Genomic DNA, 24752 nt, shown 5'->3' with positions numbered 1-24752 from the left:
TCCGGGCGCCGGGACGACCGGTGGTCGCGCGGCGCGGTGACCAGGCGACGCGATGCTCAGGCGCTGCGCCCCAGAATGATGACCATGTCTCCCGACCTGCTCGTGACCCGCCGCCGCGTCGGAGCGCTGCCCAGCATCGCCCTGGCCCTCGTCGCCAGTGTGGTCCTGGGCGCGGCCACGTTCTTCGCGCAAGGAGTCCTCCCCGACCTCATCAGCTCGTTCGCCAACTCTGCGAGCGGGTGGACCCTGGTCACGGCGGCGCTCGTCTGGTCGCTCCGCCAGCGGACGGGGGTGTCAGCAGTGCTCGGGGCCGTCAGCTTCGTGGGCCTCGTCGCCGGGTACACGATCGCGTCGGAGCTCCGCGGGATCCACTACGGCCCGCTCGTGTTCGGCGTCATCGGGCTGGTCGTCGGCCCCTTCGTGGGGGTCGCGGCTGCGTGGCTGCACCGGCGTGAGCAGCGACCGGCCATGGGTGCCGCCGTACTCGCCGGGCTCGCCACCGGCGAGTGCGTCTACGGGCTCACCGTGGTCGCGGAGACCACGTCGCCGTTCTACTGGATCCTCATCGGCGTGCTCGGGACCGCGCTGCTCGCCGTGGTCCTGGTCCGTCACGTCTCCCGGCCGGCGATCCGGGTCGCTGCGATCATCGCGACCGCCGCAGTCGCCGTGGCGTTCTGCGCCGTCTACACGGCCGTCGGGCTGCTCGCGTTCTGACGATCGGCCGGCAACGCAACGGCGGCACACGGCGCGGTTCGAGGACGACGGCCGGCAGGTCGTCCGCTGTGCCGCCCGGAGCGACCGTTCACCGAGACGGGTGGATGGGGACCGTCAGCTGCCGGACCCAACGTTCTTCGTGGAGTCCGGTCCCCGGATCGACCTGCTGGTCCCCGCGGCGCTCGAAGCCGTGCTTGGCGTAGAAGCGCCGAGCCCGCTCGTTGCACGAGAACACGAGGAGGTGCGCATCGTCCTCGGCGAGCGCGGCCGTGAGGAGGCTCGACGCGACACCGGCTCCGTGCGCCTCCCGATCGACGTACAAGGAAACGAGCTCGAGGTGCGGCAAACCGGCTGGGACGTCAGCGCTGCGACTGGTGCTCGCGACGCCGAGGACGCGCCCGTCGAACGACTCCGCCACGAACACGAGCCGGCTGCCGGTGTCGATGCGCTCGGCCCAGCGCTCCGCCGCGGAACCGGCGGACCGGGCGTCCAGGAACGAGTCGGGGACGATGCCGCGGTAGGTCTGCTCCCACGCGAGCGTCTGGAACAGCCCGATCGTCGCGGAGTCCTCGACACGGGCCTGCCGGATGCGCACCACCAGACCGGTGTCGAGGACGCTTCTTCCAGGCACTGCGTCGCCCCGCATGTCGTGGGGAGCGTTGCCGGTGTGCACGGGGGACGACATCGCGACATGCTACCGGCGCGGAACGGCGGATCGACGACCGCGGGAGCAGTGACGGGGCTCAGCGGTGTCCACTGGTCGCCGGCCGTCACGGTCCTCGTCACCGGTGCCGAGGACCCGCTCGACGTGGTCGACCGCGCACCCGGATCGCTCGCACCGCGTGGTGCTGCGTGCCACGACGACGACCGAGGTCGCCGGATCCGTCGCGCTCGGGCTGCGACCGTCCGCAGCAGGCACGCGCCGCCGACTCCGTGTGCGACCGGTGGCGTGTGCAGCGTCCGCATGCTGGGCGCCCTGGACGGCGAGCGGCGCATGCTGGGCGCATGAAGCAACGAGTCATCGGAGACGTGTCCGTCAGCGCCATCGGTCTGGGCGGCATGCCCATGTCGATCGAGGGCCGGCCGGACGAGAGTCGGTCGATCGCCACCATCCACGCCGCGCTCGAGGCCGGGGTCACCCTCATCGACACCGCGGACGCCTACCACCTGGCGGCCCACGACGAGGTCGGGCACAACGAGGAGCTCATCGCGCGTGCGGTCCGTGAGTTCCACGGGCAGACCGACGAGGTCCTCATCGCGACGAAGGGCGGTCACCTCCGCCCCGAGGCCGGTGCCTGGGCGCAGAACGGGCACCCGGAGTACCTCAAGGAGGCCGCGAAGGCGTCGGCGAAGCGCCTCGGCGTCGAGGCGATCGGGCTGTACCAGTTCCACCGCCCGGACCCGGCGGTCCCCTACGCCGAGTCGGTCGGCGCGCTCGCCGAGCTGCTCGACGAGGGCGTCATCCGGATGGCGGGCATCTCGAACGCCGACCCCGACCAGATCCGCACCGCGAACGAGGTGCTCGGCGGACGGCTGGCGTCGGTGCAGAACCAGTTCTCGCCGGGGTTCCGGTCGAGCGAGCCGGAACTCGAGCTCTGCGACGAGCTCGGCATCGCGTTCCTGCCGTGGAGCCCGCTCGGCGGGATCACCGGCGCGGCCGACCTCGGCACCGCGTTCGAGGACTTCGCGTACATCGCCCGTGACCGCGGGGTCACCCCGCAGGTCATCGCGCTCGCCTGGGAGCTGCAGAAGAGCGACGTGGTCGTGCCGATCCCCGGGGCGTCCCGCCCGCAGTCGATCCTCGACTCGGTCACCGCGCCGACGGTGAAGCTCCGCCCGGAGGACGTCGCCCGCCTCGACGCCGCCGGCGCCGCCACGAGCTGACCAGCGACGCCGCCGCGGACGCCGCGACGCCCCGCTGTCCGGTCCGGGCAGCGGGGCGTCGTCGTGTCCGGGTCAGCCGTTCGGGCAGACCTTCGACACCTTGGCGAGCGTCGACTGCACGTCGGTCTGCGCCTCGGTCGCCTCGGTCGAGGTGGCGGAGCCGCTGTCCTCGAGTGCCTCGGCGTAGTCCCGCGCGGAGTCGGAGAAGTCCTCGAAGGCCGAGCGCACGTCGTCGTTGCCGACCTTCGGCAGGATCTCGTCCATCCGGTCGGCGATCCCCTGCACGAGCTCGGCGCGGCCGGCGGCGTCCGCGGGCGCGGTCGACGACGACTGGGCGGCGATGAACGACTTGAACTCGTCCTCGACGACCGAGCACGCCTGCTCACGCGACTGTGCCGGAGCGGCCGCCGCGGTGCTCGGAGCGCTCGAGGCGGTCGTCGACGCAGCGCTGCTCGGGCCGCCGGACGCTGCGTCCGAGGACCCGCCGCCGGACGAGCAGCCCGTCAGCAGGGCGAGGCCGAGACCCGCGGCGGCGAGCGCCATGACCGGTCGGCGCATCAGGAGTTGCACGCCTTCTCGAAGGCGTTGCCGGTCTCCTGCACCTTGGTGCTCGACTTCGTGAGCGCCTGCACGTCGGCCGACTTCGGGTCGTCGGCGACGTCCTCGATCTGGTCGACGAGGTCGCCGTACGCGTCCTCGAACGCCTCGCCCTTCTGCTGGAGGTCGTCGTCGGACAGGTCGTCGACGCCGTCGGAGATGGTCTCGTCGAGCTCCTTGAGCTTCTTGACGGCGGCGTCGGGGTCGGACTGCAGCTTGGTGGCCTCCTGCTGCACGCCCTGGGCCGCGCTCTTCACGGTCTTCTCGAACGTGTCGCACTGCTCGGCCTTCGACGGGCCGGAGGCACAGCCCGCGAGCAGCGTGAGCGCGAGGCCGGCGGTGGCGAGTGCGATGAACTTCTTGGGCATGGTGGAGTGTCCCCCTCGATCGGTCCGCACGCCCCCGGTTGAGGTGCGGATGCGTCGCCGAGCGTACATGGAACATCCACAGGTTCGTCCGGCTGCTTGTCGGGTTCCGACCGGTCGGAGGCCTCGGCACCGCGCGTACCGTCGAGGGCATGCGAGCCATCACGTCCGACGACGCCGGTCTTTCCGTGACCGACCTGCCCGATCCGGTGCCCGGTGCCGGCGAGGTCCTCATCGAGGTCGCCGCGGCCGGTGTGAACAACGCCGACCTGCAGCAGCGTGCCGGGAACTACCCGCCGCCTCCCGGGGCGTCCGAGATCCTCGGGCTCGAGGTCTCCGGCACCGTGCGGGCGCTCGGGGCGGGCGTGACGACGGTGGCCGTCGGCGACCGGGTCTGCGCCCTGCTCTCGGGCGGTGGGTACGCCTCGCTCGTGGTCGCCCCGGCCGCCCAGGTGCTCCCGGTCCCCGACGGCGTCGACCTGGTCGAGGCGGCCGGCCTGCCGGAGGCCGCCTGTACGGTCTACTCGAACATCGGCATGCTCGCCGGGCTCCGCCCCGGTCAGACGCTCCTCGTGCACGGCGGCACCGGCGGCATGGGATCGCACGCGGTGCTGTGGGCGAAGGCCCTCGGCGCGACGGTGATCGCGACGAGCGGCGGCGCCCGCAAGGTGCAGGCGTCGAAGGACCTCGGTGCCGACGTGGTCATCGACCACCGCACCGAGGACTTCGTCGAGCGGGTCCTCGCGGAGACCGACGGACGCGGGGTCGACGTGGTGCTCGACGTCGTCGGTCCGTCCTACCTGGACCGCAACCTGCAGGCGCTCGCGCCGAACGGGCACGTCGCGGTGATCGCGTCGGGCAGCGGCACCACGGCGGAGCTCGACTTCGGCACCCTCATGCGCAAGCGTGCGACGGTCAGCGGCACCACCCTGCGTGCCCGTCCCCTCGACGAGAAGGCCGCGATCGTCCGGGCCGTGCGCTACAACGTCTGGCCGCTCGTCGCCGACGGTCGCATCCGACCGGTCATCGACTCGGTGTTGCCCCTCGCCGAGGCGGACGAGGCGCACCGCCGGGTCCGCGACGGCGAGGTCGTCGGCAAGGTCCTGCTGACGCTCTAGGCCGGAGGCGGGCCGAGTGAGCCGGTCCTCGGCCGCCCGGTGACGCACACCCGCACCCCGCGCAACGACCACCGCCCCGCGACAGCACCACCGCCCCGCGGGGGTACCACCGCGGTCGCGATCAGGCGTGCACGCGGGCGAGGAACTCGACGAGTGCGGGGTGGGTCGGCGCGTCGAGCACCTCGGCCGGGGTGCCCTGCTCGACGACCTCGCCCCGGTGCAGGAACACGATGCGGTCGGCCACGTTCCGCGCGAAGTGCATCTCGTGCGTCGTCATGAGGATCGTCGAGCCCTGGCGCTGCAGGTCGGTGACCAGGTCGAGCACCTCGCCGACGAGCATCGGGTCGAGCGCGCTCGTGACCTCGTCGAGCAGGAGCAGTTCCGGGTCGGAGGCGATCGCCCGCACGATGGCCACGCGCTGCTGCTGCCCGCCGGAGAGCCGGTCCGGGTACGCACCGGCGAACTCGGCGAGGCCGATGCGGTCGAGCAGCCGACGCGCGGTCGCCTCGGCCTCGACCCGTCCGACGCCGTGCACCTGCCGCGACGCGAGCGTCACGTTGTCCAGGACGCTCATGTGCGGGAACAGGTTGAACTGCTGGAAGACCACGCCGATCCGGGCCCGCACGGCGTCAACGGCGATCCGCGGGTCGGCCACGTCGGTGCCCTGGAGCAGGATCTCGCCGTCGTCGATGCCCTCGAGCAGGTTCACGGTCTTGAGCAGGGTGGACTTGCCCGAGCCGGACGCCCCGATGACGCAGATGACCTCGTGCCGGTGCAGGGTCAGGTCGATCCCGCGCAGGACCTCGTGGTCGCCGAAGGCCTTGCGCACCCCGCGCAGTTCCAGGACGGGAACCGACGTCGGCGACCCGCCCCGTGCCTCTCCCCGCCGGCTCGGCCGATCTGCCGCTGGCGCGTCAGCTCGGAACCGGCGGCGTGGGCCCAGACCGACGTCCGGTCTGGAGGCGCGGCCCGCGCCCGCCTCGGATCGCTCGCTCACACGGTCCCTCCGATCTGCTCGCGCCGCTGCTGCCGACGCGCGATCGCGTCCGTGACGCGGATCAGCGGCAGGCTGATCACCACGAAGAGCAGGCCCGCGACGAAGTACGGCGTGAAGTTGTAGGTCTCGGCCTGTGCGATCTGTGCGGAGCGGACCGCGTCGACGGCACCGAGGATCGACACGAGGCCGACGTCCTTCTGCATCGACACGAAGTCGTTCATGAGCGCCGGCGTGACCTTGCGGATCGCCTGGGGCAGCACGACCAACCGCAGCGTCTTGGCGTGCGAGAGCCCGAGCGACCGGGCGGCCAGGCGCTGGGAGGGGTGCACGGCCTCCATGCCGGCGCGCAGCACCTCGGCGATGTACGACGAGTAGGTCAGGACGATCGCGACGGTGCCCCACACCTCGGCGGGCAGCCGCGGGAACACCCCGAGGCCCGGGATGCCGTACCCGACCAGGTAGAGCACGATGATGAGCGGCAGGCCGCGGAACAGGTCCGTGTAACCGGTCGCGAGCATGCGCAGCGGGAAGAACACCGGGCTCCGCAGGCCCCGGACCACCGCGAGCAGGGTGCCGAACACCGCGACGCCGATCGCCGCGAAGAAGAGGATCCGGACGTTCAGCCACAGGCCTCGCAGGATGGAGGGGAACGTGTCGACCGCGGTCTGCGGGTCGAAGAACGACTGCTGCACCGCGGCCCAGCCGGGGGTGTTCACGACGCCGAAGTAGGCGATCGCGATGACGACCAGCGTCGACACCACCGACACCACGATCGACCGGCGTCCGCGCTGCCGACGGTACAGCCGGCGCTCGAGCTCCACCTGGCTCGGCGCGGGAGCGGCGACCGGGGTCCCGGCGCCTGCTGGCACGGTCACGGAGCTACTTCAGGACCGGGGTGTTGGTCTCCGAGGAGAGCCACTTGGTCTGCAGGTCCTCGAGGGTGCCGTCGTCCTTCAGCTCCTCCAGTGCCTGGTCGACCTTGCTCGTCAGCGCCGAGCCCTTCGGCAGGACGAAGCCGAACTGGTCGCCCTTGCCGTCCGACGGGAACTGCGCCGAGACCGTGCCGTCGTCGAGCTGCGCGGCGGCCATGTAGAACGCCGTCGGCAGGTCGGTGACGATCGCGTCGATCTGGCCCGACTTGAGCGCGAGCACGGCGTCGTCGTTCGAGTTGAAGACCTGCGGGGTGACCCCGAGGACGCTCTTCACGCTCGCGATCGAGGTCGAACCGGTGGCGACGCCGATCGCGTCCTGCTTGAGTGCGTCGACGGTGGTGGCGTCGGCGGCCTTCGAGGTGCTCGTCGTCACCACGGCCTGGGTCGTCGTGTAGTACGCGCTCGACATGTCGACGGCCTTCTTGCGCTTGGCGTCGATCGAGAACTGCTGGACGTTGAGGTCCCAGTCCTTCGGCCCCGGGGCGATGGCGCTGTCGAAGGTGCTGCGCTTCCACACCACGTCGGACTTGCTGTACCCCAGCTCCTTCGCGACGGCGTAGGCCACGGCGGACTCGAAGCCCTTGCCGGACTCCGGCTCGTTGTCGTCGATCCACGGCGAGTACGCCGGCTCACCGGTCGCGATCGTGAGCTTGCCGTCGGTGACGGTGCCGTCGGCGTTCGAGCCACTGCTGCTGCTGCCCGAGCACGCCGACAGGGCGAGGGCGGCGACCGCGGCGGTGGCGACGGCGAGGGTGAGACGGAGGGAACGGGTCACGGTCGGGCCTTCGTGCGAGGGGGTGGGGGCAGGTCGAAGTGTACTTCGCGGTGGGATACCACGGCGAAACGGTGTCGCGGCGCTACTCGGCAGCGGTGGCCGCGTCGTCCGCCATCGTGAAGTCCTCGAACGAGAAGCCCGGCGACACGAGGCAGCTCAGCAGCACCTCGCCGTCGCCCGGGAGCGTCCGCTGCCACACGCCGCCGCGCACGAACGCCTGGGCGTCGTTCACCCGGTCGCGCCCGGCGTCCGGGCCGAGGGTGATCGTCGCGCCGGGCTCGGGAGCGTCGCCGTCGCCGCCGAGCTGCAGCTCGACGGTGTCCGGCCCGTGCCACATCCAGATCTCGTCGCTCGTCACCCGGTGCCAGGCCGAGGCCTCACCCGGGGGCAGCAGGAAGTGGATCAGGGTGGCGGCCGGACGGTCCCCCGCGGGGGTGGTGACCGTCGCCGGCGAGGTCCAGGTGCGGACGTACCAGCCGCCCTCGGGGTGCGGTTCCATGCCGAGGGCGATCGCGCGCTTCGGCACGTCGAGCCACTCGATCAGCTCCCCGGTGACGGTTCGGCGTGCGGCCGTGCCGGGGCGTGGTGCGGTCTCGGTCATCGTTCCTCCACAGGGCGGACGGGTGGGACAGGGGTGAGTGCGTGGGCGACGGCGCGGACCTCGCCGCGGATGACCGTGGCGGCTGTGCGCCCGGCGCCGTCCTCGACGAGTTCGGCGAGCGCGTCGGGCACGGTCCGGGCGTCGACGTCGAAGACGGCCAGGTCGGCGCGCGCCCCCACGGCGAGGTGACCGATGCGGTCCGGCCCGACGGCGAGCCCCATGGCGTGCGCGCCGCCGAGCGTCGCCGCCGCCAGGAGCCGCTCGTGCAGGTCGCGGTGCCCGTAGCCCTGGGCGCGGGCGATCCGGTGCAGGGCGGTGACGTCGGCCATCAGGTCGAGGGACGGCGACGACGACAGCGAATCGGTGCCGATCGCGATCGGGCTGCCCTCGCGCAGGTAGTCGGCGACGGGCGGCGGGTCGAGGCCGATGACGGCGTTCGACCGGGGGCAGAGCGCCACCGCGGTGCCGCGGGCACGCAGGAGCGCCCGGTCGGCGCCGGTCACGTACACGCCGTGGGCGATGTGGCAGTCCGGACCGAGCACGCCGAGGCGGTCGACGAAGGCGGTCGCGCTCGCGCCGAACCCGAGCGCGCGCATGGCGCGGAACGACGGGGCGTTCGCCAGGTGCCAGTCGCTGCCGTGGCCGACACCGTCCACGCCTTCGAGCCCGGGGACGGGACCGAGGGCGGTGCGCTCGCCCTCGAAGGCGGCCTCGCCGAGGTGCAGGTGCAGTCGCAGTCCGCGCTGCCGGACGATGTCGGGGAGTTCGAGGAGCGGCGCGACGTCGAGCGAGTACGGCGCGTGCGGCGAGAGGCCGGCGCCGGGGGTCGTCGGGACGCGGTCGAGCTCGTCGAGCACCTGGTCGCGACCGTGCGACTGCCAGGCGTCGTTCTCCCAGTCCATGACCTCCCAGTACGCGATGCCGCCGAGTCCGGCGTCCTGCAGGGCGGTCGAGGCCTCGATGTCGGTGACGATGTCCGCGATGCTCGTGACGCCGGCCAGGATCGACGCCCGCGCCCCGTCCGCGGCCTCGGCCCGCCAGTCGTGCGGCTCGGCGTAGTCGACGTTGAACGCTGCGGCCCAGTCCTCGAACCCGTCGTACTGGCGCTGCCCGACACCGGACATGCCGGTGTACTGCAGGTGCGCGTGCGCGTTCACGAGTCCGGGCAGGAGCGCGCCGCGCCACCGGCGCTCGGTGAACGGTGTCCCGTCGAGTTGGTCGACGACCCACGACCGGTCGCCGACGTGCAGGATGCGGCCGTCCTGCACGGCGACCGCGCCGTCCGCGATCGGCGGCGCGGTCATCGGGACGACGACGCGCGCCGAGTGCACGGTGACCGGCCGCTGTCCCGCGGTCACGTCGGGTCCCCGAAGCGGTGCGTCCGGACGTCCGGCTCGCGGTCCGCAGGCTGCTCGGGAAGCCGGCGTGGGCCCACGCCGCCGGTTCCGGGCTGACGCGCCAGCGGCAGCCCGGCCGTGCCGGTGGGGAGAGGCGCGGCTGGGCTCCCGAACGCGGCGAGCGCCGCGCGGGCGGTCGCGTCGTCGACCGCGGGGTCGATCGGCACGACGGCGCGCTCCAGCTCGTCGCCCCGCTCGAGGAGCATGCGGACGGCGCCGAGCTGCACGGCGAAGGACAGGTCCATGATCTCGACCGGGTTGCCCTCGGCCGCGGTGATGTTGATGCAGCCGCCGTCGTCGAGCACGATCGGCCCGCCCTCGGCCCCGGGGAACACGAACCGCTCGGCCTTCGGCCCCACGTGCCGGCGCCGCGCCCCGGCGGCGAGGGCGTCGTCGACGGCGATCTCCTGGTCGACGCCACCGGCCACGGCGACCACGGCACCGTCGGCGCAGGCGCGGAGCACGTCGAGGTCGATCGTGTCCGGCACCCCGGTGGCGCTCACCACGAGGTCGGCGCCGGGCACCGCCTCGACGAGCGGGACGACCGCGTACCCGGCGAACCGCGCCTGCAGGGCGCGGACCGGGTCGGTCTCGGCGACCGTCACCCGGAACCCGAGGGCGGCGAGCACCATGGCGACCCCCTCGCCGACGGGGCCGAACCCGGCGACGACCGCCGCGCCTCCCGGCCGGACCCGGTGCGTGCCGGACGCGAGCCCGTCGACCAGGTCGAGCACCGCGAACACCGTCGACTGCCCGGTGCCGTACCGGTTGTCGAAGGACGTCTTCGTGCGGGCGTCGTTCACCCCGATGACCGGGATGCCGAGCTCGCCGCGCGCAGCGAGCACCCGCAGGGGCCGCAGGCCGCTCGTGGTCTCCTCGGCGGCGCCGAGCATCGTCGGCAGCAGGTCCGGGCGTCGCTGGTGGGCGAGCCGGATGACGTGCGAACCGTCGTCGAGCAGGACGTGCGGGGCGGTGTCGAGCATCGCGAGGGCCAGCTGCTCCTGCTCGGGGAGCGTCGCCGTGCTGCTCGCGAAGACCGTCAGCCCGGCGGACCGCAGCGCGTCGGCGACGGCGTCGTCGGTCTCGTCGGCGTGCGCGTAGACGACGACCTCGGCACCGGCGTCGCGGAGCAGCAGGCTCAGCACGGCCGTCTTCGGCTCGAGGACCAGCGCGACGCCGACGCGCGTGCCGCGCAGGAGTCCGCCGTCGCGGAGCTCCGCGGCGACCGAGCGGGCGACCGGCATCGACCGTCGCGCCCAGCGCAGGCGGGCGTCGGCGGCGGGGTCGTCCTCGGGGTCGCGGCCGGTCGACACCAGGAAGACGTCGTCGGACAGCACCGGGACGGCGAGCACGCCGGGGCGGGCGGGTGCGACCGGTCCGAAGGCGTCCTCGTCCACGGCGGGCAGGTGTCGACCGGCGTCGACGACGATCAGTGTGGCGCCGCGCGGACGGTCGGCGGCCTGCTCGATCGCGGGCGTCGATCCCTCCGGCGTGCCGAGGCACCAGAGCTGGTCGACGGTCTCCTGCGGGTCGGCGGCACGGGCGCCGAGGCCGGTCAGCAGGGCGTGCAGTGCCGCGATGTCCCTCCGGTCGCCGCCGACGATGCGGAACCGGCGAGCGGCGACGAGCAGGTTCGTCGCCGCGGCGAAGCGCCGGACGGCGGCCGATGCCCACGACAGCGTCTCGGGGTCGGGTGCCATGGTGCAATCGTAGGGAATGCGCCGACCCCGTCTGACGTACCCTCTGGGCATGAGCGATGCGACGACCGAGACGGTGACCATGTTCGGCGCGGACTGGTGCCGCGACTGCCGACGGTCGAAGGCGCTGCTCGACACCCTCGGGGTCGACTACGACTACGTCGACGTCGAGGCGGACCCGACCGCGGCCGCACGTGCCGAGGAGATCAGCGGGCGGAAGAACATCCCCGTCGTCGTGCTGCCGGACGGTCGGCACTTCGTCGAGCCGTCCGACCAGGAGCTGCGAACGGCCCTCGAGGCCGGCGGGGTGGTCTGACCGCCCTCGACCACCTGCGCGACGTCGGCCCTTGTACGACATGAGGGGCGGTCGTCAATGAAACCGAGAGGCTTCCCAGGGAACTCGGAGTTGAGTCAGGCGTCGGCCCTGACTCCGGCAATCCATGCCGCGGCAACCGCATCCACGAGGAGGAAACCGTGCTCGGTCTCATCATCAGCCTGATCATCATCGGACTCATCGCCGGCGCGCTCGCGCGGCTCATCGTCCCCGGCAAGCAGCACATCTCGATCCCCATGACCATCCTGCTCGGCATCATCGGCTCGTTCGTGGGCGGGTTCCTCGGGTTCCTGATCTTCCAGCACGACCCGATGGACGGCTTCTTCCAGCCGGCCGGCATCATCGGCTCGATCATCGGAGCGATCATCGTGCTGCTGATCTGGACCCGTTTCGCCGGTCGGGGCGCGAAGACCCGCTAGTCGGCACCCCTGCACCACCGAACGCGCCCCGTCCGAGACGGGGCGCGTTCGTCGTTCCCGGTGGTGCCGCGGAGGTGCGGGCCGACCAGTAGTGTCGTCCGGCATGGGGCGGACAGCATGGACCGACGTGCCGGTGGGACTGCGGGAACGGGTGGGTCGGGTCCTCGGCGGGCCGGTGGTCAGCGCGCGCTCGCAGGCGAACGGGTGGTCGCCGGGCAGCGCCGACCGGGTCACGACGGCGGACGGCCGCCGGGCCTTCGTGAAGACGGTCTCCCGCTCCCGCAACGAGGATGCGCTGACGATGCACGGCCGCGAGGCCCACGTGGTGGCACAGCTCCCGGCGTCGGTGCGGGCACCCCGCCTGCTCGACGTCCTGACCGACACCGTCGACGGTGACGACTGGATCGCCCTCGTGCTCGACGACGTCGACGGCACGCACCCCGGCGCTGCGGGCGACGGCTCGGACGTCACGGCGGTCCTCGACGCCCTCGACACGCTCCCCCTTGCCACCGGCGGGTTGGCGGCGCTGCCGCGCATGGCCGAGGACCTGCGCCACGACTTCGCCGCCTGGGAACGGCTGCTCGGTGACGGCCCCCTGGCGGGACGGGTCGCCGAGGTCGTCCCGGCGCACGTCCTGGGAGCCGGTTCGGCGATGGCCCGCGCCGCCACCCGCGCCGCCGCGATGGTCGACGGCGGACACCTCGTGCACGCGGACTGTCGTGCCGACAACCTGCTCGTCGACCCCGCCGGGCGTGTGTGGGTCGTGGACTGGCCGTGGGCGGGCATCGGCGCGCACTGGCTCGACCCGCTGACGTACCTGCTCGACGCGCTCGTCCGCGGCGAGGACGTGAACGTCGAGCACCACCTCGCCACGCACCCGGTGTTCGCCGGGGTACCGGACGACGCGGTCGACGCCGTGCTGGCAGGGCTCGCCGGGCTCTTCTTCGAGCACGCCCTGCCGCCGGCACCGCCGAACATGCCGACGATCCGCGACTTCCAGCGCCGTGAGGGCATCGCCGCGGCCGAGTGGCTGCTCCGCCGCTGGGCCGCCCGCTCCGCCTGATCGCGTACGACCCGTCCGGGGGACGCCGCTGTCCAGGGAGCGCGGTGCGCCGGAGCGTACGGTCCCCACCATGACTGATGAGCAGAGCACACCTCGTCCGGAAGACGATGCCGCGCGTCTCGGTCTCGTCGTCGTCGGGGAAGCGGCGGCCTTGCACTCCGGCGACGAGGCAGCGTTGGACGCGAGCGAGCAGAACATCCGGGACACCGTCGACGAACTGGTCGACGAGCCCCTGACCGAGCGCCAGGAAGAGGTCCTCGAGCGGCTGGCCGCCGCCGGGGGCACGCTCACCGCCGGGCTCAGCGGCGCCCTGGCAGCGCAGACCGGTCGGAGCGTGGACGACGTCCTCGAGGGCGCCGCCCGCAGCGTCGTCTGGCAGCAGCGACTCGCGAACGAGCGGGACGACGCCGCTGGCGACACCGACCCGGCCCGGGACCGCGAGGACGCCGGCGGTCAGCAGCGCGACCACCGCGACGAGCAGGGACGCGACCAGGCCTGAGCAGGCACGCGTCGGTTGCGACGCGACCGACGGACAGGAGGCGCGGTGCGGGTCGGACCCGCACCGCGCCTCCTGTCCGTCCGCGCGTCAGCGCCTACGCCCCGGCACGCCACCAGTCGTCGAAGGGCGTCGCCGGCACCTGGCGCTTGTGCTCGGTCGCGCGGTAGCGCGCCTCGATCGCCTCGGCGACCTCGACCGGCACGTCGTGCCCCTGCAGGTAGGCGTCGATCTCGGCGTAGGTGAGACCGAGGTTCGCCTCGTCGGTCTGGCCGGGCAGGTCGTCGAGCAGGTCCGCGGTCGGGGCCTTCTCGTACAGGCGGGCCGGTGCCCCGAGGTGCTCGAGCAGCTGCCGCCCCTGGGTCTTCGACAGGCCGGTGAGCGGCGTGAGGTCCACACCGCCGTCGCCGTACTTCGTGAAGAAGCCGGTGACCGCCTCGGCCGCGTGGTCGGTGCCCACGACGAGCAGCCCGCGCTGGCCGGCGACGGCGTACTGGGCGACCATGCGCATGCGCGCCTTGACGTTGCCCTTGACGAAGTCGCTCAGCTCGACGCCGGACGCCGCGGTGTCCTGCACCACCCCGTCGACGCCGTGCTCGATGTTCACGGTGATGCCCGGGTCAGCCGCGATGAACTGCAGGGCGAGCTGGGCGTCGTCCTCGTCGGCCTGCACGCGGTAGGGCATGCGGACCGTGGTGAACTCGGCGGGGTGCCCCTCGGCGCGCAGGGACTCGACGGCGAGCTGGGTCAGGCGGCCGGCGAGCGTGGAGTCCTGGCCGCCGCTGATCGCGAGGAGGTACCCCTTCGCACCGGTCGTGAGCAGGTAGTCGCGGAGGAACCCGACGCGTCGGGCGACCTCCTGCTCCGGGTCGATGGTCGGCTGGACGTTGAGGTCCGCTGCGATGGCGGCTTGGAGTTCACGCACACTCCCAGTATCGCGCCGATCGGCCTCAACTGACCGGGAGGATCCCGATCGGTCGGATGGTGTTGTCGTGGTCCGCACCGATCGCGCAGGTGCAGACCACGCTGAGCGTCTCGTCGCTGCTGGTCAGGCGGAAGCGCTCGACGTGCGGCGGGCCGACGTGGCGGTCGAGCGGGTGGGTGTCGTGGTCGTGCACGGCGGTCCTCTGGAGTCGTGGCGCAGGTGGTGCTGGAGGTGGGGAGGCGGGATCGCCGCGGGTCAGGTCCTGGTCGCGGGCCGCGCGCCCACTCGGCCGGCGGGGTCGCTCCGCCGTCGCCGTGGCAGTGACGGTGGGGCCGCAGCGCTGCGCGTCCGGCAGCCGGCCGAGCAGGCGGCACGGAACGGCGGGTGGGCGGCGGAGCAGGCGGCACGCGGGCGGGCGGCGGACACGATCGGGCGCATCGAGCGTGCGCGCGTTCTCGGTCGTCGTGCCATCCCTGATCCCATCGGGCACCCGGCGTCGGCACCGGGCGACGACGGCGGTGGTGAGACGCCGTCGGGGTCAATCTACTGCGGCTCGGGCACTCCCTGGCGATACCCCCGTTCCGGGGTCAGGCGCGCGCACGGTACAGCGCGGTCCGGTCCCGGACTCCTGCGCGGCGGCGGCAGGTGGTGGACCGAGCGGTCCTGCTCACTCGACGGCGGTCGGTCCGGCGCCCCGACCGCGCCGCGCGACGAGCACGACGAGGGCGCCCAGCACGAGCACGACGCCCGCGCCGAGCGCGATCCACACCCCGGGAGCGATCCCGTCCGACGCTGCCGGCGCCCCGTCCGCGACGGCGACCGCCGAGGCGGACGGCACGCTCGTCGGCTCGGCCGTCGGGGTGCTCGCCGGGGCGGTGGACGCCGGGGACGTCGGCTCGGCCGTGGCCTCCGCCGTCGGCACCCGGTACTCGAACCCGAAGGAGCCGTCGATCGGGTGCCCGTCCGGCGAGAGGTAGCGCCAGAGCACCGTGTACGCACCGTTCTCGAGGTCGACCGCCGTGCTCATGGTCGTCCCGTCGACGGTCACGTCGCCGCGCGACGCGGCGGTACCGTCCGTACCGGTGACCTCGATGCGCAGGCCGGCGTCGAGGCCGGCGAGCGGCGCCTCGGTGAAGGTGAGCGCCACGCGGTCGAGGGGCTCGGTGACCACCGAACCGTCCGCCGGGTCACTGCCGGTCAGCCCGGCGTGCGCCGAGGCAGGCTGGGCGCCGACGAGCGCGAGGAACCCGCCGATGACGATCGCGAGGGCCGCTGCTCTGGTTCCGCCGGTGCGCATGCCCAGATGCTACTGGGACGCGCTCCTCCGACGGCGCGGAGTCAGAGCTGCTCGCCGAGGAAGTCGGCGTACGACGGCTCGTGGTTGAGGTCGGCCGAGGCGGCGGACACGAGGCCCGTCCCCTCGAGTCGCTCCGCCACGAGGGCGGCGAGGTCTTCCGGCGACCGCAGACCGTGGCGGTGCCAATCGTGGGGCATCCTGGCGGCCATGACGACCAGCCCTTCGTCGGGATGATGCGCATCCCGGATCCGTCCGGGTCGACCCGCTGTGCCAGACCCCACAGGACGTGAGGAGCATCGTGACGACGGATCCCTGATACCGACCCGGTACCTCCACCGTAGGGTGGCGCCCGCCCGGCGTCGAACGCGGTGCGTTTCGTGGCCGCTCCGACGCGTGTTCCGGATGGGACGGGAGGCGCGGTGCCGGCTGGCACCGCGGCCCCCTCGGCCGGTCCCGGGCCGACGCGCCAGCGCCGGACGGGCCGTGCCCGGTGGACAGGTTCCGGGCTGACGCGCCAGCGCCGGACCGGCCGTGCCCGGTGGGCAGCTCCCCGTCCGGCGCTGGTCGCGGCGTCGGGGCCGCGTGATCGCTCGGGTCAGTCGGTCCCGGAGTCGAAGGCCGCGCCCTCGGACGCGGCGTCCGTCGCGCGGTCACGCGCGAGCTCGGCGTCGGAGGACTGCACCGCACCGCCGAGGATCTCCTCGGCCTCGCCCGACTCGAGCGTGCCGACGAGGTCGCCCGTCGCCCCGCCGATGAGCCCGGCGGCCGCGTACTGCTCGAGCCGCGACCGCGAGTCGGCGATGTCGAGGTTGCGCATGGTGAGCTGGCCGATGCGGTCGTCCGGGCCGAAGGCCGCGTCGCCGACGCGCTCCATCGACAGCTTGTCCGGGTGGTACGACAGCGCCGGACCCGTCGTGTCGAGGATCGTGTAGTCATCGCCGCGACGCAGGCGCAGCGTGACCTCGCCGGTGACGGCCGACGCGACCCAGCGCTGCAGCGACTCGCGCAGCATGAGCGACTGCGGGTCGAGCCAGCGTCCCTCGTACATGAGGCGACCGAGTCGGCGGCCCTCGTTGTGGTACGACGCGACGGTGTCCTCGTTGTGGATCGCGTTGAGCAGGCGCTCGTAGGCGATGTGCAGCAGGGCCATGCCGGGCGCCTCGTAGATGCCGCGGCTCTTCGCCTCGATGATGCGGTTCTCGATCTGGTCGGACGCACCGAGGCCGTGGCGGCCACCGATGGCGTTCGCCTCGTAGACCAGGGCGACCGCGTCGGGGTACTCGACGCCGTTGATCGCGACCGGGCGACCGGCCTCGAAGCGGACGGAGACGACCTCGGTCGCGACCTCGACGTCGTCACGCCAGGCGGCGACGCCCATGATCGGCTCGACGAGGTCGAGCCCGCTCGAGAGCTCCTCGAGGCTCTTCGCCTCGTGCGTCGCACCCCAGATGTTCGCGTCGGTCGAGTACGCCTTCTCGGTGGAGTCGCGGTACGGGAAGCCACGCTCGACGAGCCACTCGCTCATCTCCTTGCGGCCGCCGAGCTCCTGGACGAACTCGGAGTCGAGCCACGGCTTGTAGACGCGCAGGCGCGGGTTCGCCATCAGGCCGTAGCGGTAGAACCGCTCGATGTCGTTGCCCTTGTAGGTGGAGCCGTCGCCCCAGATGTCGACGCCGTCGTCCTTCATGGCACGGACGAGCATGGTGCCGGTCACCGCGCGGCCGAGCGGCGTCGTGTTGAAGTAGGTCTTGCCACCGGAACGGATGTGGAAGGCGCCGGTCTGCAGGGCGACGAGGCCCTCTTCGACCAGGGCGCTCTTCGCGTCGACGAGCCGGGCGATCTCGGCACCGTACTCGTGCGCGCGACCGGGCACCGCGTCGATGTCGGGCTCGTCGTACTGGCCGATGTCGGCGGTGTACGTGCAGGGGATCGCCCCCTTCTCACGCATCCAGGCAACGGCACAGGAGGTGTCGAGACCTCCGGAGAACGCGATGCCGACTCGTTCGCCGACGGGGAGACTGCTCAGGACCTTGGACACGGGGTCAATCGTACGGGGCGCGCGGAGCGCGGAACCGTCCGGCGCGACGGTTGTGGAGAACGCGGGGCCGGCCGCGGGAACCGATCCGGGGCCACCGGACAATACGGAGCATGAACCAGATCACGGGGGACCGGGCCGACTGGGCCCTGGCCGTCGCCGGGGACGGGCGCGCGGTCGGCAGGGTCTTCGACCGGCACGCACCGCGGCTCCGCCGGCACGTCGCCGGACTCGTCCCCACACCGACCGACGCCGACGACGTCGTGGCGATCGTCTTCCTGGAGGCCTGGCGGAAGCGCGACCGGGTGCGGTTCGTCGACGACTCCATGCTGCCCTGGCTGCTCGTCACGGCGACGAACACCGCGCACAACACGACCCGCGCCACACGGCGTCACCGGGCCTTCCTCGGCAGGTTCCCGGTGGACGACCCCGCACCGGACCCGGCCGAGGCGTACACCGACGCCGAGGCGGTCGCGGCCCTCCGCGGACTCCCCGTCGCCGACCAGCGGGTCCTGACCCTCTGCGTGCTCGAGGGCCTCGGCGAACGCGAAGCGGCGGTGGCCCTCGGGGTCGCCCCCGGGACCGTCAAGTCCCGACTCCACCGGGCGAAGGCCCGGCTCCAGCAGCAGTACTCGACCACCGCAGCACCCCTCGGAGGCACCCCGTGAACGACGACCAGATCTCCCCCCGACTCGCCTCGATGCGTGACGCACTCGTCGCCGACGTCGACGCGACGGCCCACCCCGCGCGTCCGCGGCGACGACGCCCCACCCGCGGCACGGTCGCCGCGGTCGTGACGGCCTTCGCCGTCGGTGCCGGACTCACCGGAGGGATCACGGCTGCGGCGCTCCCCGGCGCCACCGCGGACGCCGCACGCGAGGACCTGCTCGCGACGACGACCCGCTACGGGACGGTCGAGGTCAACCACGGATCGATGCTCGGCTCCCCCGCGTTCGCCGTCACCCACGGCGACGCCTCGTTCTCGCTCGGCACGCGGCCGGGAGGAGCCGACCGGGTGACGCTCACGTGGGAGTGCCTCGACCCCGGCACCTTCACGGTCGAGGTCGGCGGGACGATCGTCGCCGACGCCGTCGCGTGCACACCGGGGTCCATGCCGCGGTGGAGCCTCTCCCCGCTGACCGGGTCCGGAGCGGCCGCCGTGTCGGTCTCCGGCGGCGGCGGTGCCCGCTACGCCGTGTGGGCGTCGTGGGCCCGGTCGGCACGGATCGCGCAGCCCTCGACCCAGCAGCAGGCCGCGGTCGCCGACGGGACCGTCACCCTGGCCGAGTACACCGCCGCGTTCGACCGGCTCGCGGCCTGCATGGCGCAGGCGGGGCACCCGATCGGCGACGTGGCGCCGTCGTGGTACGCCGACGGCTCGTGGTCGAGCACGGGCCCCGGCGCCGGCCCGTGGTACATCTGGTCGACGCCGATGGAAGCCCTCGACGTCCTCGACACGCAGTGCGCGCCGCGCGAGTTCGAACAGGTCGACGCGATCTGGCAGGGCGAGCACCCGATCCCGGACGAGGCCGGCTGATCGCGGGGATCGCCGCAGGGACTCGAGCCCTGCGGTGACCTGCGGTGCCCCGTGGTCCCCGTGGTCCCCGTGGTGCCCCTGGAGGGACTCGAACCCCCAACCGTTTCCTTAGGACGGAACTGCTCTTCCATTGAGCTACAGAGGCTGGCCCGACCACTCTAGCGGCGGAACCGGCCCAGGAACGCGTGCAGCTCGTCGACGAACAGGTCGGGCTGCTCGAACGGCGCGAAATGGCCGCCGCGGTCGAGTTCGTGGTGGAACACCAGGTTCGTGGTGCGCTCGAGCCACTCCCGCGGCGCCCGCACGATGTCGCCGGGGAAGATCGAGAACCCTGACGGCACCTCGACCCTCCGTTCGAGCTGCTCCGCCGGGATCGCCGCGTTCGCGTGGTACATCCGCATCGCCGACCCGATGGTCGCAGTGGCCCAGTACTCGGTCAGCAGCGCCAGGACCTCGTCGCGTGTGTACACCGACCACAGGTCGCCGTCGCAGTCGCTCCACGCCCGGAGCTTCTCGACGATCCAGGCGGCCAGTCCCGCAGGTGAGTCGTTCAGCCCGACGGCGGCGGTCTGCGGCTTGGTCCGGTGCAGCATCGCGTAGGCGCCCTCGGCGGTGCGCCACCGGTCGGTCGCGGCGACGAACTCCCGCTCGGGTCCGGACAGCGTCGCCGGGTCGAGGCCCGGCCAGGCGAGCCCGCCGTCGATGCGGTGCACGGCGACGACCCGGTCGGGGTGGTCGAGTGCCAGGTACCGGGCGACGTGCGTGCCGATGTCGCCGCCGGACACCGCGAAGCGCTCGTGGCCGAGCTCCGTCATCAGCGTCGCCCACGTGCCGGCCACCTGCCGGGCGTCGAGCACCTGCGGCGGGGCGTCCGAGAACCCGAACCCCGGCATGTCCGGCACGACGACGTCGTAGCCGGCGTCGACGAGCATCGGCAGCACCTTGCGGTACCGCCACCCGGAGTCCGGCCAGCCGTGCGCGAGCAGGACGGGCAGGGCGTCCGGCTGCGCAGCACGGGCGTGCAGCACGTGGATGCCGATCCCGTCCACGACGACACGGCGCGAGGGCAGTGCGGCGAGCTCGGCGCGGTGTGCGTCGAAGTCGAACCCGTCGGCCCAGTACTCGACGAGCGGGCGCAGGACGTCGAGGTCCACGCCGAGCGACCAGCCGGTCCCGGTCGGCGCATCGGGCCAGCGCGTCGCCCGCAACCGCGCGCGCAGGTCGTCGATGGTCGCGTCGTCGATGTGCGGTGTCTCGCCCATGTCGGTGACGCTAGTCAGCGCGACCGACAGACGGACGGGAGGCCCGGGAAGACGCCGCCACGGGCCTCCCGTCCGCCACCGGGTGAGCAGAAGACGACGGGTCGCCGCGCGGGACCCGTCGTCTTCTGCTCACTGGGCGCGCCCCACCGGGGGCGGCCGCTACGCGGCCACGAGGTACTCGTCCCACTCGGACTGCGGGCGCTCGATGCCGCGCACGACCCACGACGCCCCGTGCGGCACCTTCGGGCGGAACCGCAGGTGCCACCCCATCTCCTGGGGCGTGCGGTCGCCCTTCGTGTTGTTGCAGGCGAGGCAGCAGGCGACGAGGTTCTCCCACGAGTCCTGGCCGCCGCGCGACTTCGGCTGCACGTGGTCGATGGTCGTCGCCTGGCGGCCGCAGTAGGCGCAGCGGTTGCCGTCACGGCGCAGGACCCCGCGGCGGGACACCGGGACGAGCCGCGAGTGCGGGATGCGGACGTAGCGGGTGAGGATGATGACGGACGGACGGTCGTAGACCGCGGTGGACCCGGTGACCGGGTGGTCGAGGTCCGCGGCGACGATGGCGGCCTTCTGGTTCATGACCAGCACGAGGGCTCGTCGGAACGAGATCACCGCGAGGGGCTCGTAACCGGCGTTGAGGACGAGAGTGCGCATGGGTTCCCTTCCGACGTGCCTGGACGGCTTCCAGGCGCTGCGGGTGCGTCGGACCGTCGACGACGAACGGGTGACCCCGACCTGCTCACACTCCCCGGAACCACGAAGAGCACCACCCGGATGGGCAGTGCTCTCGTCATGCAGGGGCGTGCTCGTGCACGCAGGCTGTGGTCGACCGTATGTCGACGCGCGCGCGCCGACCCATGGTGCGGGTCGTGCGGAACATCGACATCAGGTCTCCCTGTCCGCGCCGGTACGGACCGGTGCAGCGTCAGGTTAACCCAGAAACCGGCCCGGCACGAGGGTGCACGGACCGGTTCGGGTGGAGTTCACACGCCGGAGGGACGCTGGTCGCTAGATCCCGAAGCGGACGATGTGGTAATCGCTCGTCCAGATCGGACGGATCGAGACGGAGCCGCCGGGCTTCGGCGCGTCCATGATCATGCCGTTGCCCATGTAGAAACCGTCGTGCGCCTCGTTGTTGAAGATGACGACGTCGCCGGGCTGGGCCTCGGACTCGGGGATCGTGGTGCCGGCCTGGTCCTGCAGCGGGACCGAGTGCGCCAGGTTGATGCCGTGCTGGGCGTAGACGAACATCACGTAGCCCGAGCAGTCGAAGCCGGACGGGTCGGCGCCGCCGAAGACGTACGGGGTGCCGATGTACTGCTTGGCGGTGGCGACGACGGCCGGCAGCGAGAAGGGCGTGTCCGCCGCGGTCGAGCTGGCCACGTAGTCGGCGGCGGACGGGCCGGAGTACGACGCGTACTGCTGGGCGGTCTGCGCACGGGCGTCTGACGTCGCGGCCGACTGCTCCTGCTGCTCGGCGGCCTCGGCAGCTGCGGCTTCGTCGGCGGCCTGCTGCGCCGCTGCCTGGCGGGCTTCCGCGCGGGCGTCGAGCGTGGCGGTCGAGGTGGCCCCGTAGCCGTCGCGGCTCGTGTCGGCCAGGGCGACGGCGTCGGAGACGGAGAGCTCCTGGCTCTGGGTCGCACGGGCCTCGCGCTGGGCGGAGGCGGCGTCGGTGCCGGTGGTCGGCTGCGAGGCGGCGAACGCCGGGGCGACCGCGACGGTGCCGAACATGCCGACGGCGACGGTCAGCACGACCGGCGCGAGGAACCGGCGCTTGCGCGACGAGGCGCTCGCCTTGGCGGCGGTCGCGTCGGCCGCGGCCTGCGCGGCCCGGCGGCCGCCGGGGAGCGGGGCGGTGCGGACGGGCACGACGGTGCGGGTCGTTCGGCCGTCGGCCTGACGCAGGGACCGCCGGGTGAGCGGTGCGTCGGTGGCGTTCTCGGTGTTCGTCAGGGTCGCGGTGTTCGTCGGGTTCGCGGGCGTCGGGGCGTCCGCGGCGGAACCGGTCTGCGTCAAGGGTGGGTCTCCGGCGTCTCGTCATCACGCGGCCGTGGGTACCCGGCGACGTGCAACCCCATCCGTTCGTCATCGTTTCCGATCGAGGCAGGAGACGGGTTCGAGACGTCCTGCCACGGGTCTCCACGCCAGGCGCAGCGCGGGGACTCGGACGAGTGTACGCAGGCGTCGTTACCTTGTCGAGACCAAAACGCCCGTTTGTAACGATCCGGTAAAGAAGCCCTGGTCAGGGCGGGAGGATCAGTCCCGCTCGATGTACACGTGCTGGGCGACCTCGACCGGGAGCTCGATGCCGGCGTCCTCGCCGTCGACGCGCACCGCGACGTAGGCCCCGGCGCGCTGCACGCGGGCGAGCCGTCCGGGCATCACGCCGGCGGTGCGGAGCTGGTGGAGGAGCTCCGGCTCGAACTGCACGGGCTCGCCGAGTCGGCGGATCACCCCGGTGGCGACGGCGTCCGTGCCCTCGGTCGCCGCGACGATGTGCTGCACGCCGTCGAGGAACCCGGCGGCGGCCGGCCCGCCGATCTCGGCCAGGCCCGGGATCGGGTTGCCGTAGGGCGACTCGGTCGGGTTGCCGAGCATCTCGAGCAGGCGGACCTCGACCTGCTCGCTCATCACGTGCTCCCACCGGCAGGCCTCGTCGTGGACGAACGCCCAGTCGAGGCCGATGACGTCGGCGAGCAGGCGCTCGGCGAGGCGGTGCTTGCGCATGACGTGGGTCGCCCGGGAGCGGCCCTCGTCGGTGAGCTCGAGGTGCCGGTCCCCGGAGACGACGACCAGGCCGTCGCGCTCCATGCGGGCGATGGTCTGGGAGACCGTCGGACCCGAGTGGCCGAGGCGCTCGGAGATGCGCGCACGCAGCGGCACGATCGCTTCTTCCTCGAGGTCGAGGATCGTGCGCAGGTACATCTCCGTGGTGTCGACGAGATCGGTCACGGTCCGCCTCTCATGTCTGGGCCCAGCGGCCACCACCCTACTTGTTCGACCCGACGGGCACCGCACGACGGCCGCCGAGCGCGGGGCCGACCGTCCGCGCGGCGTCGGACTGGACCGCTCCACAGCCGCCCCGTCCGGCCGGTGCAGGGGCGTCGCGACGCGGATCGGGCTGGCTAGGATCGGTGCATGGCAGACATCGTCATCCCCGCCGAACTCCTCCCGACCGACGGCCGCTTCGGCTGCGGACCGTCCAAGATCCGCGGCGCGCAGCTCGAGTCCCTCGTGACGCGCGGGGCGACGATCCTCGGCACGTCCCACCGGCAGAAGCCCGTCAAGGACCTGGTCGGCAGCGTCCGCTCCGGGCTCGCCGACCTGTTCTCGCTGCCGGACGGCTACGAGGTCGTGCTCGGCAACGGCGGCTCGACCGCCTTCTGGGACGCCGCGGCCTTCGGGCTCGTCGAGCGCCGCGCCGAGAACCTGTCCTTCGGCGAGTTCGGGTCGAAGTTCGCGAAGGCCGTCGCCGCACCGTGGCTCGAGGCACCCTACGTCGTCGAGGCCCCCGGTGGCTCGCTCGCCGCGCTCGAGACCGTCGAGGGCGTCGACGTCTACGCGTACCCGCACAACGAGACCTCCACCGGCGTGATGGCCCCCGTGGTCCGCGCCGAGGGCGACCCCGGCGCCCTGACCGTCGTCGACGCGACGAGCGCGGCCGGCGGTGTCGCGTTCGACGTGTCCGCCACCGACGTGTACTACTTCGCGCCGCAGAAGAACTTCGCCTCGGACGGCGGCCTCTGGCTCGCGCTGTTCTCGCCGGCAGCGCTCGAGCGGGTGGAGCGGATCGCCGCCTCGGACCGCTACGTCCCCGAGTTCCTGTCCCTGCAGAACGCCGTCGACAACTCGCGGCTGAACCAGACGCTGAACACCCCGGCCCTGGCCACCCTGCTCATGCTCGACGACCAGGTCCGGTGGATCAACGAGTCCGGCGGCCTGCAGTGGGCCGACACCCGCACGAAGGCATCGTCGTCGACGATCTACGACTGGGCCGAGGCCTCCGACCACGCGACGCCGTTCGTGGCCGACCCGGCCGCACGGTCGCAGGTCGTCGCCACGATCGACCTCGACGAGTCGATCGACGCGAAGGCCGTCGCCGCGACCCTGCGGGCGAACGGCATCGTCGACACCGAGCCCTACCGCAAGCTCGGCCGGAACCAGCTCCGGGTCGCCACCTTCACCGCGATCGACCCCGACGACGTCGCGAAGCTCGTCCGCGCGATCGACTTCACCGTCAACGCACTCGGCTGACGCCCGGCACCCGGACGCCTGCACCACGCGAGCCCGACGACGAACGCCCCACG

At 72.8% G+C, this 24752-nt stretch carries 28 protein-coding genes and 1 tRNA gene; 10 read left to right on the top strand and 19 right to left on the bottom strand.

Going from position 1 to position 24752, the window contains the following annotated elements; genetic code table 11:
• The first annotated feature begins 84 nt into the window (after positions 1 to 84).
• Positions 85 to 714, top strand: coding sequence for a DUF6518 family protein (locus BIU97_RS15560; RefSeq protein WP_254783013.1), 630 nt, complete (start codon positions 85 to 87; stop codon positions 712 to 714).
• Between the two features lie 88 nt (positions 715 to 802).
• Here the strand turns inward: BIU97_RS15560 and BIU97_RS15555 are convergent, their stop codons facing one another.
• Positions 803 to 1399 (bottom strand): GNAT family N-acetyltransferase, encoded by a 597-nt coding sequence (locus tag BIU97_RS15555; RefSeq protein WP_083420987.1) that lies wholly within the window; start codon positions 1397 to 1399, stop codon positions 803 to 805.
• A gap of 320 nt (positions 1400 to 1719) precedes the next feature.
• Here BIU97_RS15555 and BIU97_RS15545 point away from each other — a divergent pair, with 320 nt between their 5' ends.
• Positions 1720 to 2598, top strand: a complete 879-nt coding sequence (locus tag BIU97_RS15545) for an aldo/keto reductase (RefSeq protein WP_071262607.1) — start codon at positions 1720 to 1722, stop codon at positions 2596 to 2598.
• Between the two features lie 72 nt (positions 2599 to 2670).
• Here BIU97_RS15545 and BIU97_RS15540 read toward each other — a convergent pair whose 3' ends face one another.
• Together BIU97_RS15540 and BIU97_RS15535 are read right to left on the bottom strand one after the other, a co-directional pair.
• On the bottom strand, positions 2671 to 3156 hold the full coding sequence (locus tag BIU97_RS15540; protein ID WP_139196077.1) for a hypothetical protein: 486 nt from the start codon (positions 3154 to 3156) through the stop codon (positions 2671 to 2673).
• Positions 3156 to 3563, bottom strand: coding sequence for a hypothetical protein (locus tag BIU97_RS15535; protein WP_071262609.1), 408 nt, complete (start codon positions 3561 to 3563; stop codon positions 3156 to 3158). The genes BIU97_RS15540 and BIU97_RS15535 overlap by 1 nt, the downstream gene beginning before the upstream one ends.
• Before the next feature lie 149 nt (positions 3564 to 3712).
• On the opposite strand from BIU97_RS15535, the gene BIU97_RS15530 reads away from it, so the two are divergent.
• Complete coding sequence (locus BIU97_RS15530; RefSeq protein ID WP_071298099.1) at positions 3713 to 4678, top strand: NAD(P)H-quinone oxidoreductase; 966 nt, start codon at positions 3713 to 3715, stop codon at positions 4676 to 4678.
• A gap of 121 nt (positions 4679 to 4799) precedes the next feature.
• Here the strand turns inward: BIU97_RS15530 and BIU97_RS15525 are convergent, their stop codons facing one another.
• From BIU97_RS15525 to BIU97_RS15500, 6 genes are all read right to left on the bottom strand, one after another.
• Entirely contained in the window at positions 4800 to 5507 is a 708-nt protein-coding gene (locus BIU97_RS15525; RefSeq protein WP_302846704.1) for an amino acid ABC transporter ATP-binding protein, read from the bottom strand.
• 164 nt (positions 5508 to 5671) lie between these two features.
• On the bottom strand, positions 5672 to 6550 hold the full coding sequence (locus BIU97_RS15520) for an amino acid ABC transporter permease (protein WP_083404884.1): 879 nt from the start codon (positions 6548 to 6550) through the stop codon (positions 5672 to 5674).
• Positions 6551 to 6554: 4 nt separating this feature from the next.
• The gene (locus BIU97_RS15515; RefSeq protein WP_071298098.1) at positions 6555 to 7382 is read right to left on the bottom strand and encodes an ABC transporter substrate-binding protein; all 828 of its coding nucleotides are present in this window, start codon (positions 7380 to 7382) and stop codon (positions 6555 to 6557) included.
• A gap of 82 nt (positions 7383 to 7464) precedes the next feature.
• On the bottom strand, positions 7465 to 7983 hold the full coding sequence (locus tag BIU97_RS15510; protein ID WP_083404885.1) for a cupin domain-containing protein: 519 nt from the start codon (positions 7981 to 7983) through the stop codon (positions 7465 to 7467).
• On the bottom strand, positions 7980 to 9341 hold the full coding sequence (locus tag BIU97_RS15505) for an amidohydrolase family protein (RefSeq protein ID WP_254783012.1): 1362 nt from the start codon (positions 9339 to 9341) through the stop codon (positions 7980 to 7982). Before BIU97_RS15505 ends, BIU97_RS15510 begins: the two co-directional genes overlap by 4 nt.
• Positions 9338 to 11080, bottom strand: coding sequence for an adenosylhomocysteinase (locus tag BIU97_RS15500; protein WP_071298097.1), 1743 nt, complete (start codon positions 11078 to 11080; stop codon positions 9338 to 9340). The genes BIU97_RS15505 and BIU97_RS15500 overlap by 4 nt, the downstream gene beginning before the upstream one ends.
• A 49-nt stretch (positions 11081 to 11129) precedes the next feature.
• Between BIU97_RS15500 and BIU97_RS15495 the strand changes: the two genes are divergently transcribed.
• From BIU97_RS15495 to BIU97_RS15480, 4 genes are all read left to right on the top strand, one after another.
• Positions 11130 to 11393, top strand: coding sequence for a glutaredoxin family protein (locus tag BIU97_RS15495; RefSeq protein WP_071262613.1), 264 nt, complete (start codon positions 11130 to 11132; stop codon positions 11391 to 11393).
• A gap of 158 nt (positions 11394 to 11551) precedes the next feature.
• On the top strand, positions 11552 to 11830 hold the full coding sequence (locus BIU97_RS15490; protein ID WP_071262614.1) for a GlsB/YeaQ/YmgE family stress response membrane protein: 279 nt from the start codon (positions 11552 to 11554) through the stop codon (positions 11828 to 11830).
• Between the two features lie 103 nt (positions 11831 to 11933).
• The gene (locus tag BIU97_RS15485) at positions 11934 to 12893 is read left to right on the top strand and encodes a phosphotransferase (protein ID WP_071298119.1); all 960 of its coding nucleotides are present in this window, start codon (positions 11934 to 11936) and stop codon (positions 12891 to 12893) included.
• 70 nt (positions 12894 to 12963) lie between these two features.
• The gene (locus BIU97_RS15480) at positions 12964 to 13392 is read left to right on the top strand and encodes a hypothetical protein (protein ID WP_139196075.1); all 429 of its coding nucleotides are present in this window, start codon (positions 12964 to 12966) and stop codon (positions 13390 to 13392) included.
• A 94-nt stretch (positions 13393 to 13486) separates the two neighbouring features.
• On the opposite strand, the gene nadE is transcribed toward BIU97_RS15480, so the two are convergent.
• The 5 genes from nadE to argG all read right to left on the bottom strand — a co-directional run bounded on the left by nadE (position 13487) and on the right by argG (position 17649).
• Positions 13487 to 14314, bottom strand: a complete 828-nt coding sequence (nadE, locus tag BIU97_RS15475) for an ammonia-dependent NAD(+) synthetase (protein ID WP_071298095.1) — start codon at positions 14312 to 14314, stop codon at positions 13487 to 13489.
• 25 nt (positions 14315 to 14339) lie between these two features.
• On the bottom strand, positions 14340 to 14507 hold the full coding sequence (locus BIU97_RS18200; RefSeq protein ID WP_175472143.1) for a hypothetical protein: 168 nt from the start codon (positions 14505 to 14507) through the stop codon (positions 14340 to 14342).
• A 474-nt stretch (positions 14508 to 14981) separates the two neighbouring features.
• Positions 14982 to 15611 carry a copper resistance CopC family protein gene (locus tag BIU97_RS15470; RefSeq protein ID WP_071298094.1) on the bottom strand — a complete coding sequence of 210 codons (630 nt, stop codon included), beginning with the start codon at positions 15609 to 15611 and terminating at the stop codon, positions 14982 to 14984.
• 41 nt (positions 15612 to 15652) lie between these two features.
• On the bottom strand, positions 15653 to 15808 hold the full coding sequence (locus BIU97_RS18195) for a hypothetical protein (RefSeq protein ID WP_175472144.1): 156 nt from the start codon (positions 15806 to 15808) through the stop codon (positions 15653 to 15655).
• Between the two features lie 398 nt (positions 15809 to 16206).
• Positions 16207 to 17649 carry an argininosuccinate synthase gene (argG, locus tag BIU97_RS15465; RefSeq protein ID WP_071262618.1) on the bottom strand — a complete coding sequence of 481 codons (1443 nt, stop codon included), beginning with the start codon at positions 17647 to 17649 and terminating at the stop codon, positions 16207 to 16209.
• A gap of 110 nt (positions 17650 to 17759) precedes the next feature.
• Between argG and BIU97_RS15460 the strand changes: the two genes are divergently transcribed.
• Both BIU97_RS15460 and BIU97_RS15455 read left to right on the top strand, forming a co-directional pair.
• Positions 17760 to 18314: an RNA polymerase sigma factor gene (locus tag BIU97_RS15460; RefSeq protein WP_071298093.1), complete on the top strand. Its 555-nt coding sequence runs from the start codon at positions 17760 to 17762 to the stop codon at positions 18312 to 18314.
• Complete coding sequence (locus BIU97_RS15455; protein ID WP_071298092.1) at positions 18311 to 19183, top strand: hypothetical protein; 873 nt, start codon at positions 18311 to 18313, stop codon at positions 19181 to 19183. The genes BIU97_RS15460 and BIU97_RS15455 overlap by 4 nt, the downstream gene beginning before the upstream one ends.
• Before the next feature lie 70 nt (positions 19184 to 19253).
• On the opposite strand, the gene BIU97_RS15450 is transcribed toward BIU97_RS15455, so the two are convergent.
• The 5 genes from BIU97_RS15450 to BIU97_RS15430 all read right to left on the bottom strand — a co-directional run bounded on the left by BIU97_RS15450 (position 19254) and on the right by BIU97_RS15430 (position 23397).
• Positions 19254 to 19328 (bottom strand) — tRNA-Arg (locus BIU97_RS15450).
• Between the two features lie 13 nt (positions 19329 to 19341).
• Positions 19342 to 20445 carry an epoxide hydrolase family protein gene (locus BIU97_RS15445; RefSeq protein WP_071298091.1) on the bottom strand — a complete coding sequence of 368 codons (1104 nt, stop codon included), beginning with the start codon at positions 20443 to 20445 and terminating at the stop codon, positions 19342 to 19344.
• A gap of 159 nt (positions 20446 to 20604) precedes the next feature.
• Positions 20605 to 21099 carry an HNH endonuclease gene (locus BIU97_RS15440; protein ID WP_071298090.1) on the bottom strand — a complete coding sequence of 165 codons (495 nt, stop codon included), beginning with the start codon at positions 21097 to 21099 and terminating at the stop codon, positions 20605 to 20607.
• 354 nt (positions 21100 to 21453) lie between these two features.
• Positions 21454 to 22461: a C40 family peptidase gene (locus BIU97_RS18490; RefSeq protein WP_071298089.1), complete on the bottom strand. Its 1008-nt coding sequence runs from the start codon at positions 22459 to 22461 to the stop codon at positions 21454 to 21456.
• Between the two features lie 240 nt (positions 22462 to 22701).
• Positions 22702 to 23397: a metal-dependent transcriptional regulator gene (locus BIU97_RS15430; RefSeq protein WP_071262624.1), complete on the bottom strand. Its 696-nt coding sequence runs from the start codon at positions 23395 to 23397 to the stop codon at positions 22702 to 22704.
• 186 nt (positions 23398 to 23583) lie between these two features.
• Between BIU97_RS15430 and serC the strand changes: the two genes are divergently transcribed.
• On the top strand, positions 23584 to 24699 hold the full coding sequence (gene serC, locus BIU97_RS15425; RefSeq protein WP_071298088.1) for a phosphoserine transaminase: 1116 nt from the start codon (positions 23584 to 23586) through the stop codon (positions 24697 to 24699).
• The last annotated feature ends 53 nt before the right edge of the window (positions 24700 to 24752 follow it).

This window comes from Curtobacterium sp. MCBA15_009, from assembly GCF_001864895.1.
Classification (GTDB): Bacteria; Actinomycetota; Actinomycetes; order Actinomycetales; family Microbacteriaceae; genus Curtobacterium.
This window is presented reverse-complemented; position numbering and strand designations above follow the sequence as displayed.

Coding starts and splice junctions, on each gene's coding strand:
- BIU97_RS15500 (WP_071298097.1), bottom strand. CDS start 11,080: ATGGCACCCGACCCCGAGACGCTGTCGTGGGCATCGGCCGCCGTCCGG.
- BIU97_RS15485 (WP_071298119.1), top strand. CDS start 11,934: ATGGGGCGGACAGCATGGACCGACGTGCCGGTGGGACTGCGGGAACGG.
- BIU97_RS18195 (WP_175472144.1), bottom strand. CDS start 15,808: ATGCCCCACGATTGGCACCGCCACGGTCTGCGGTCGCCGGAAGACCTC.
- BIU97_RS15510 (WP_083404885.1), bottom strand. CDS start 7,983: ATGACCGAGACCGCACCACGCCCCGGCACGGCCGCACGCCGAACCGTC.
- BIU97_RS15460 (WP_071298093.1), top strand. CDS start 17,760: ATGAACCAGATCACGGGGGACCGGGCCGACTGGGCCCTGGCCGTCGCC.
- BIU97_RS15535 (WP_071262609.1), bottom strand. CDS start 3,563: ATGCCCAAGAAGTTCATCGCACTCGCCACCGCCGGCCTCGCGCTCACG.
- serC (WP_071298088.1), top strand. CDS start 23,584: ATGGCAGACATCGTCATCCCCGCCGAACTCCTCCCGACCGACGGCCGC.
- BIU97_RS15545 (WP_071262607.1), top strand. CDS start 1,720: ATGAAGCAACGAGTCATCGGAGACGTGTCCGTCAGCGCCATCGGTCTG.
- BIU97_RS15540 (WP_139196077.1), bottom strand. CDS start 3,156: ATGCGCCGACCGGTCATGGCGCTCGCCGCCGCGGGTCTCGGCCTCGCC.
- BIU97_RS15480 (WP_139196075.1), top strand. CDS start 12,964: ATGACTGATGAGCAGAGCACACCTCGTCCGGAAGACGATGCCGCGCGT.
- BIU97_RS15560 (WP_254783013.1), top strand. CDS start 85: ATGTCTCCCGACCTGCTCGTGACCCGCCGCCGCGTCGGAGCGCTGCCC.
- BIU97_RS15470 (WP_071298094.1), bottom strand. CDS start 15,611: ATGCGCACCGGCGGAACCAGAGCAGCGGCCCTCGCGATCGTCATCGGC.
- BIU97_RS15495 (WP_071262613.1), top strand. CDS start 11,130: ATGAGCGATGCGACGACCGAGACGGTGACCATGTTCGGCGCGGACTGG.
- BIU97_RS15445 (WP_071298091.1), bottom strand. CDS start 20,445: ATGGGCGAGACACCGCACATCGACGACGCGACCATCGACGACCTGCGC.
- BIU97_RS15555 (WP_083420987.1), bottom strand. CDS start 1,399: ATGTCGTCCCCCGTGCACACCGGCAACGCTCCCCACGACATGCGGGGC.
- BIU97_RS15440 (WP_071298090.1), bottom strand. CDS start 21,099: ATGCGCACTCTCGTCCTCAACGCCGGTTACGAGCCCCTCGCGGTGATC.
- BIU97_RS15530 (WP_071298099.1), top strand. CDS start 3,713: ATGCGAGCCATCACGTCCGACGACGCCGGTCTTTCCGTGACCGACCTG.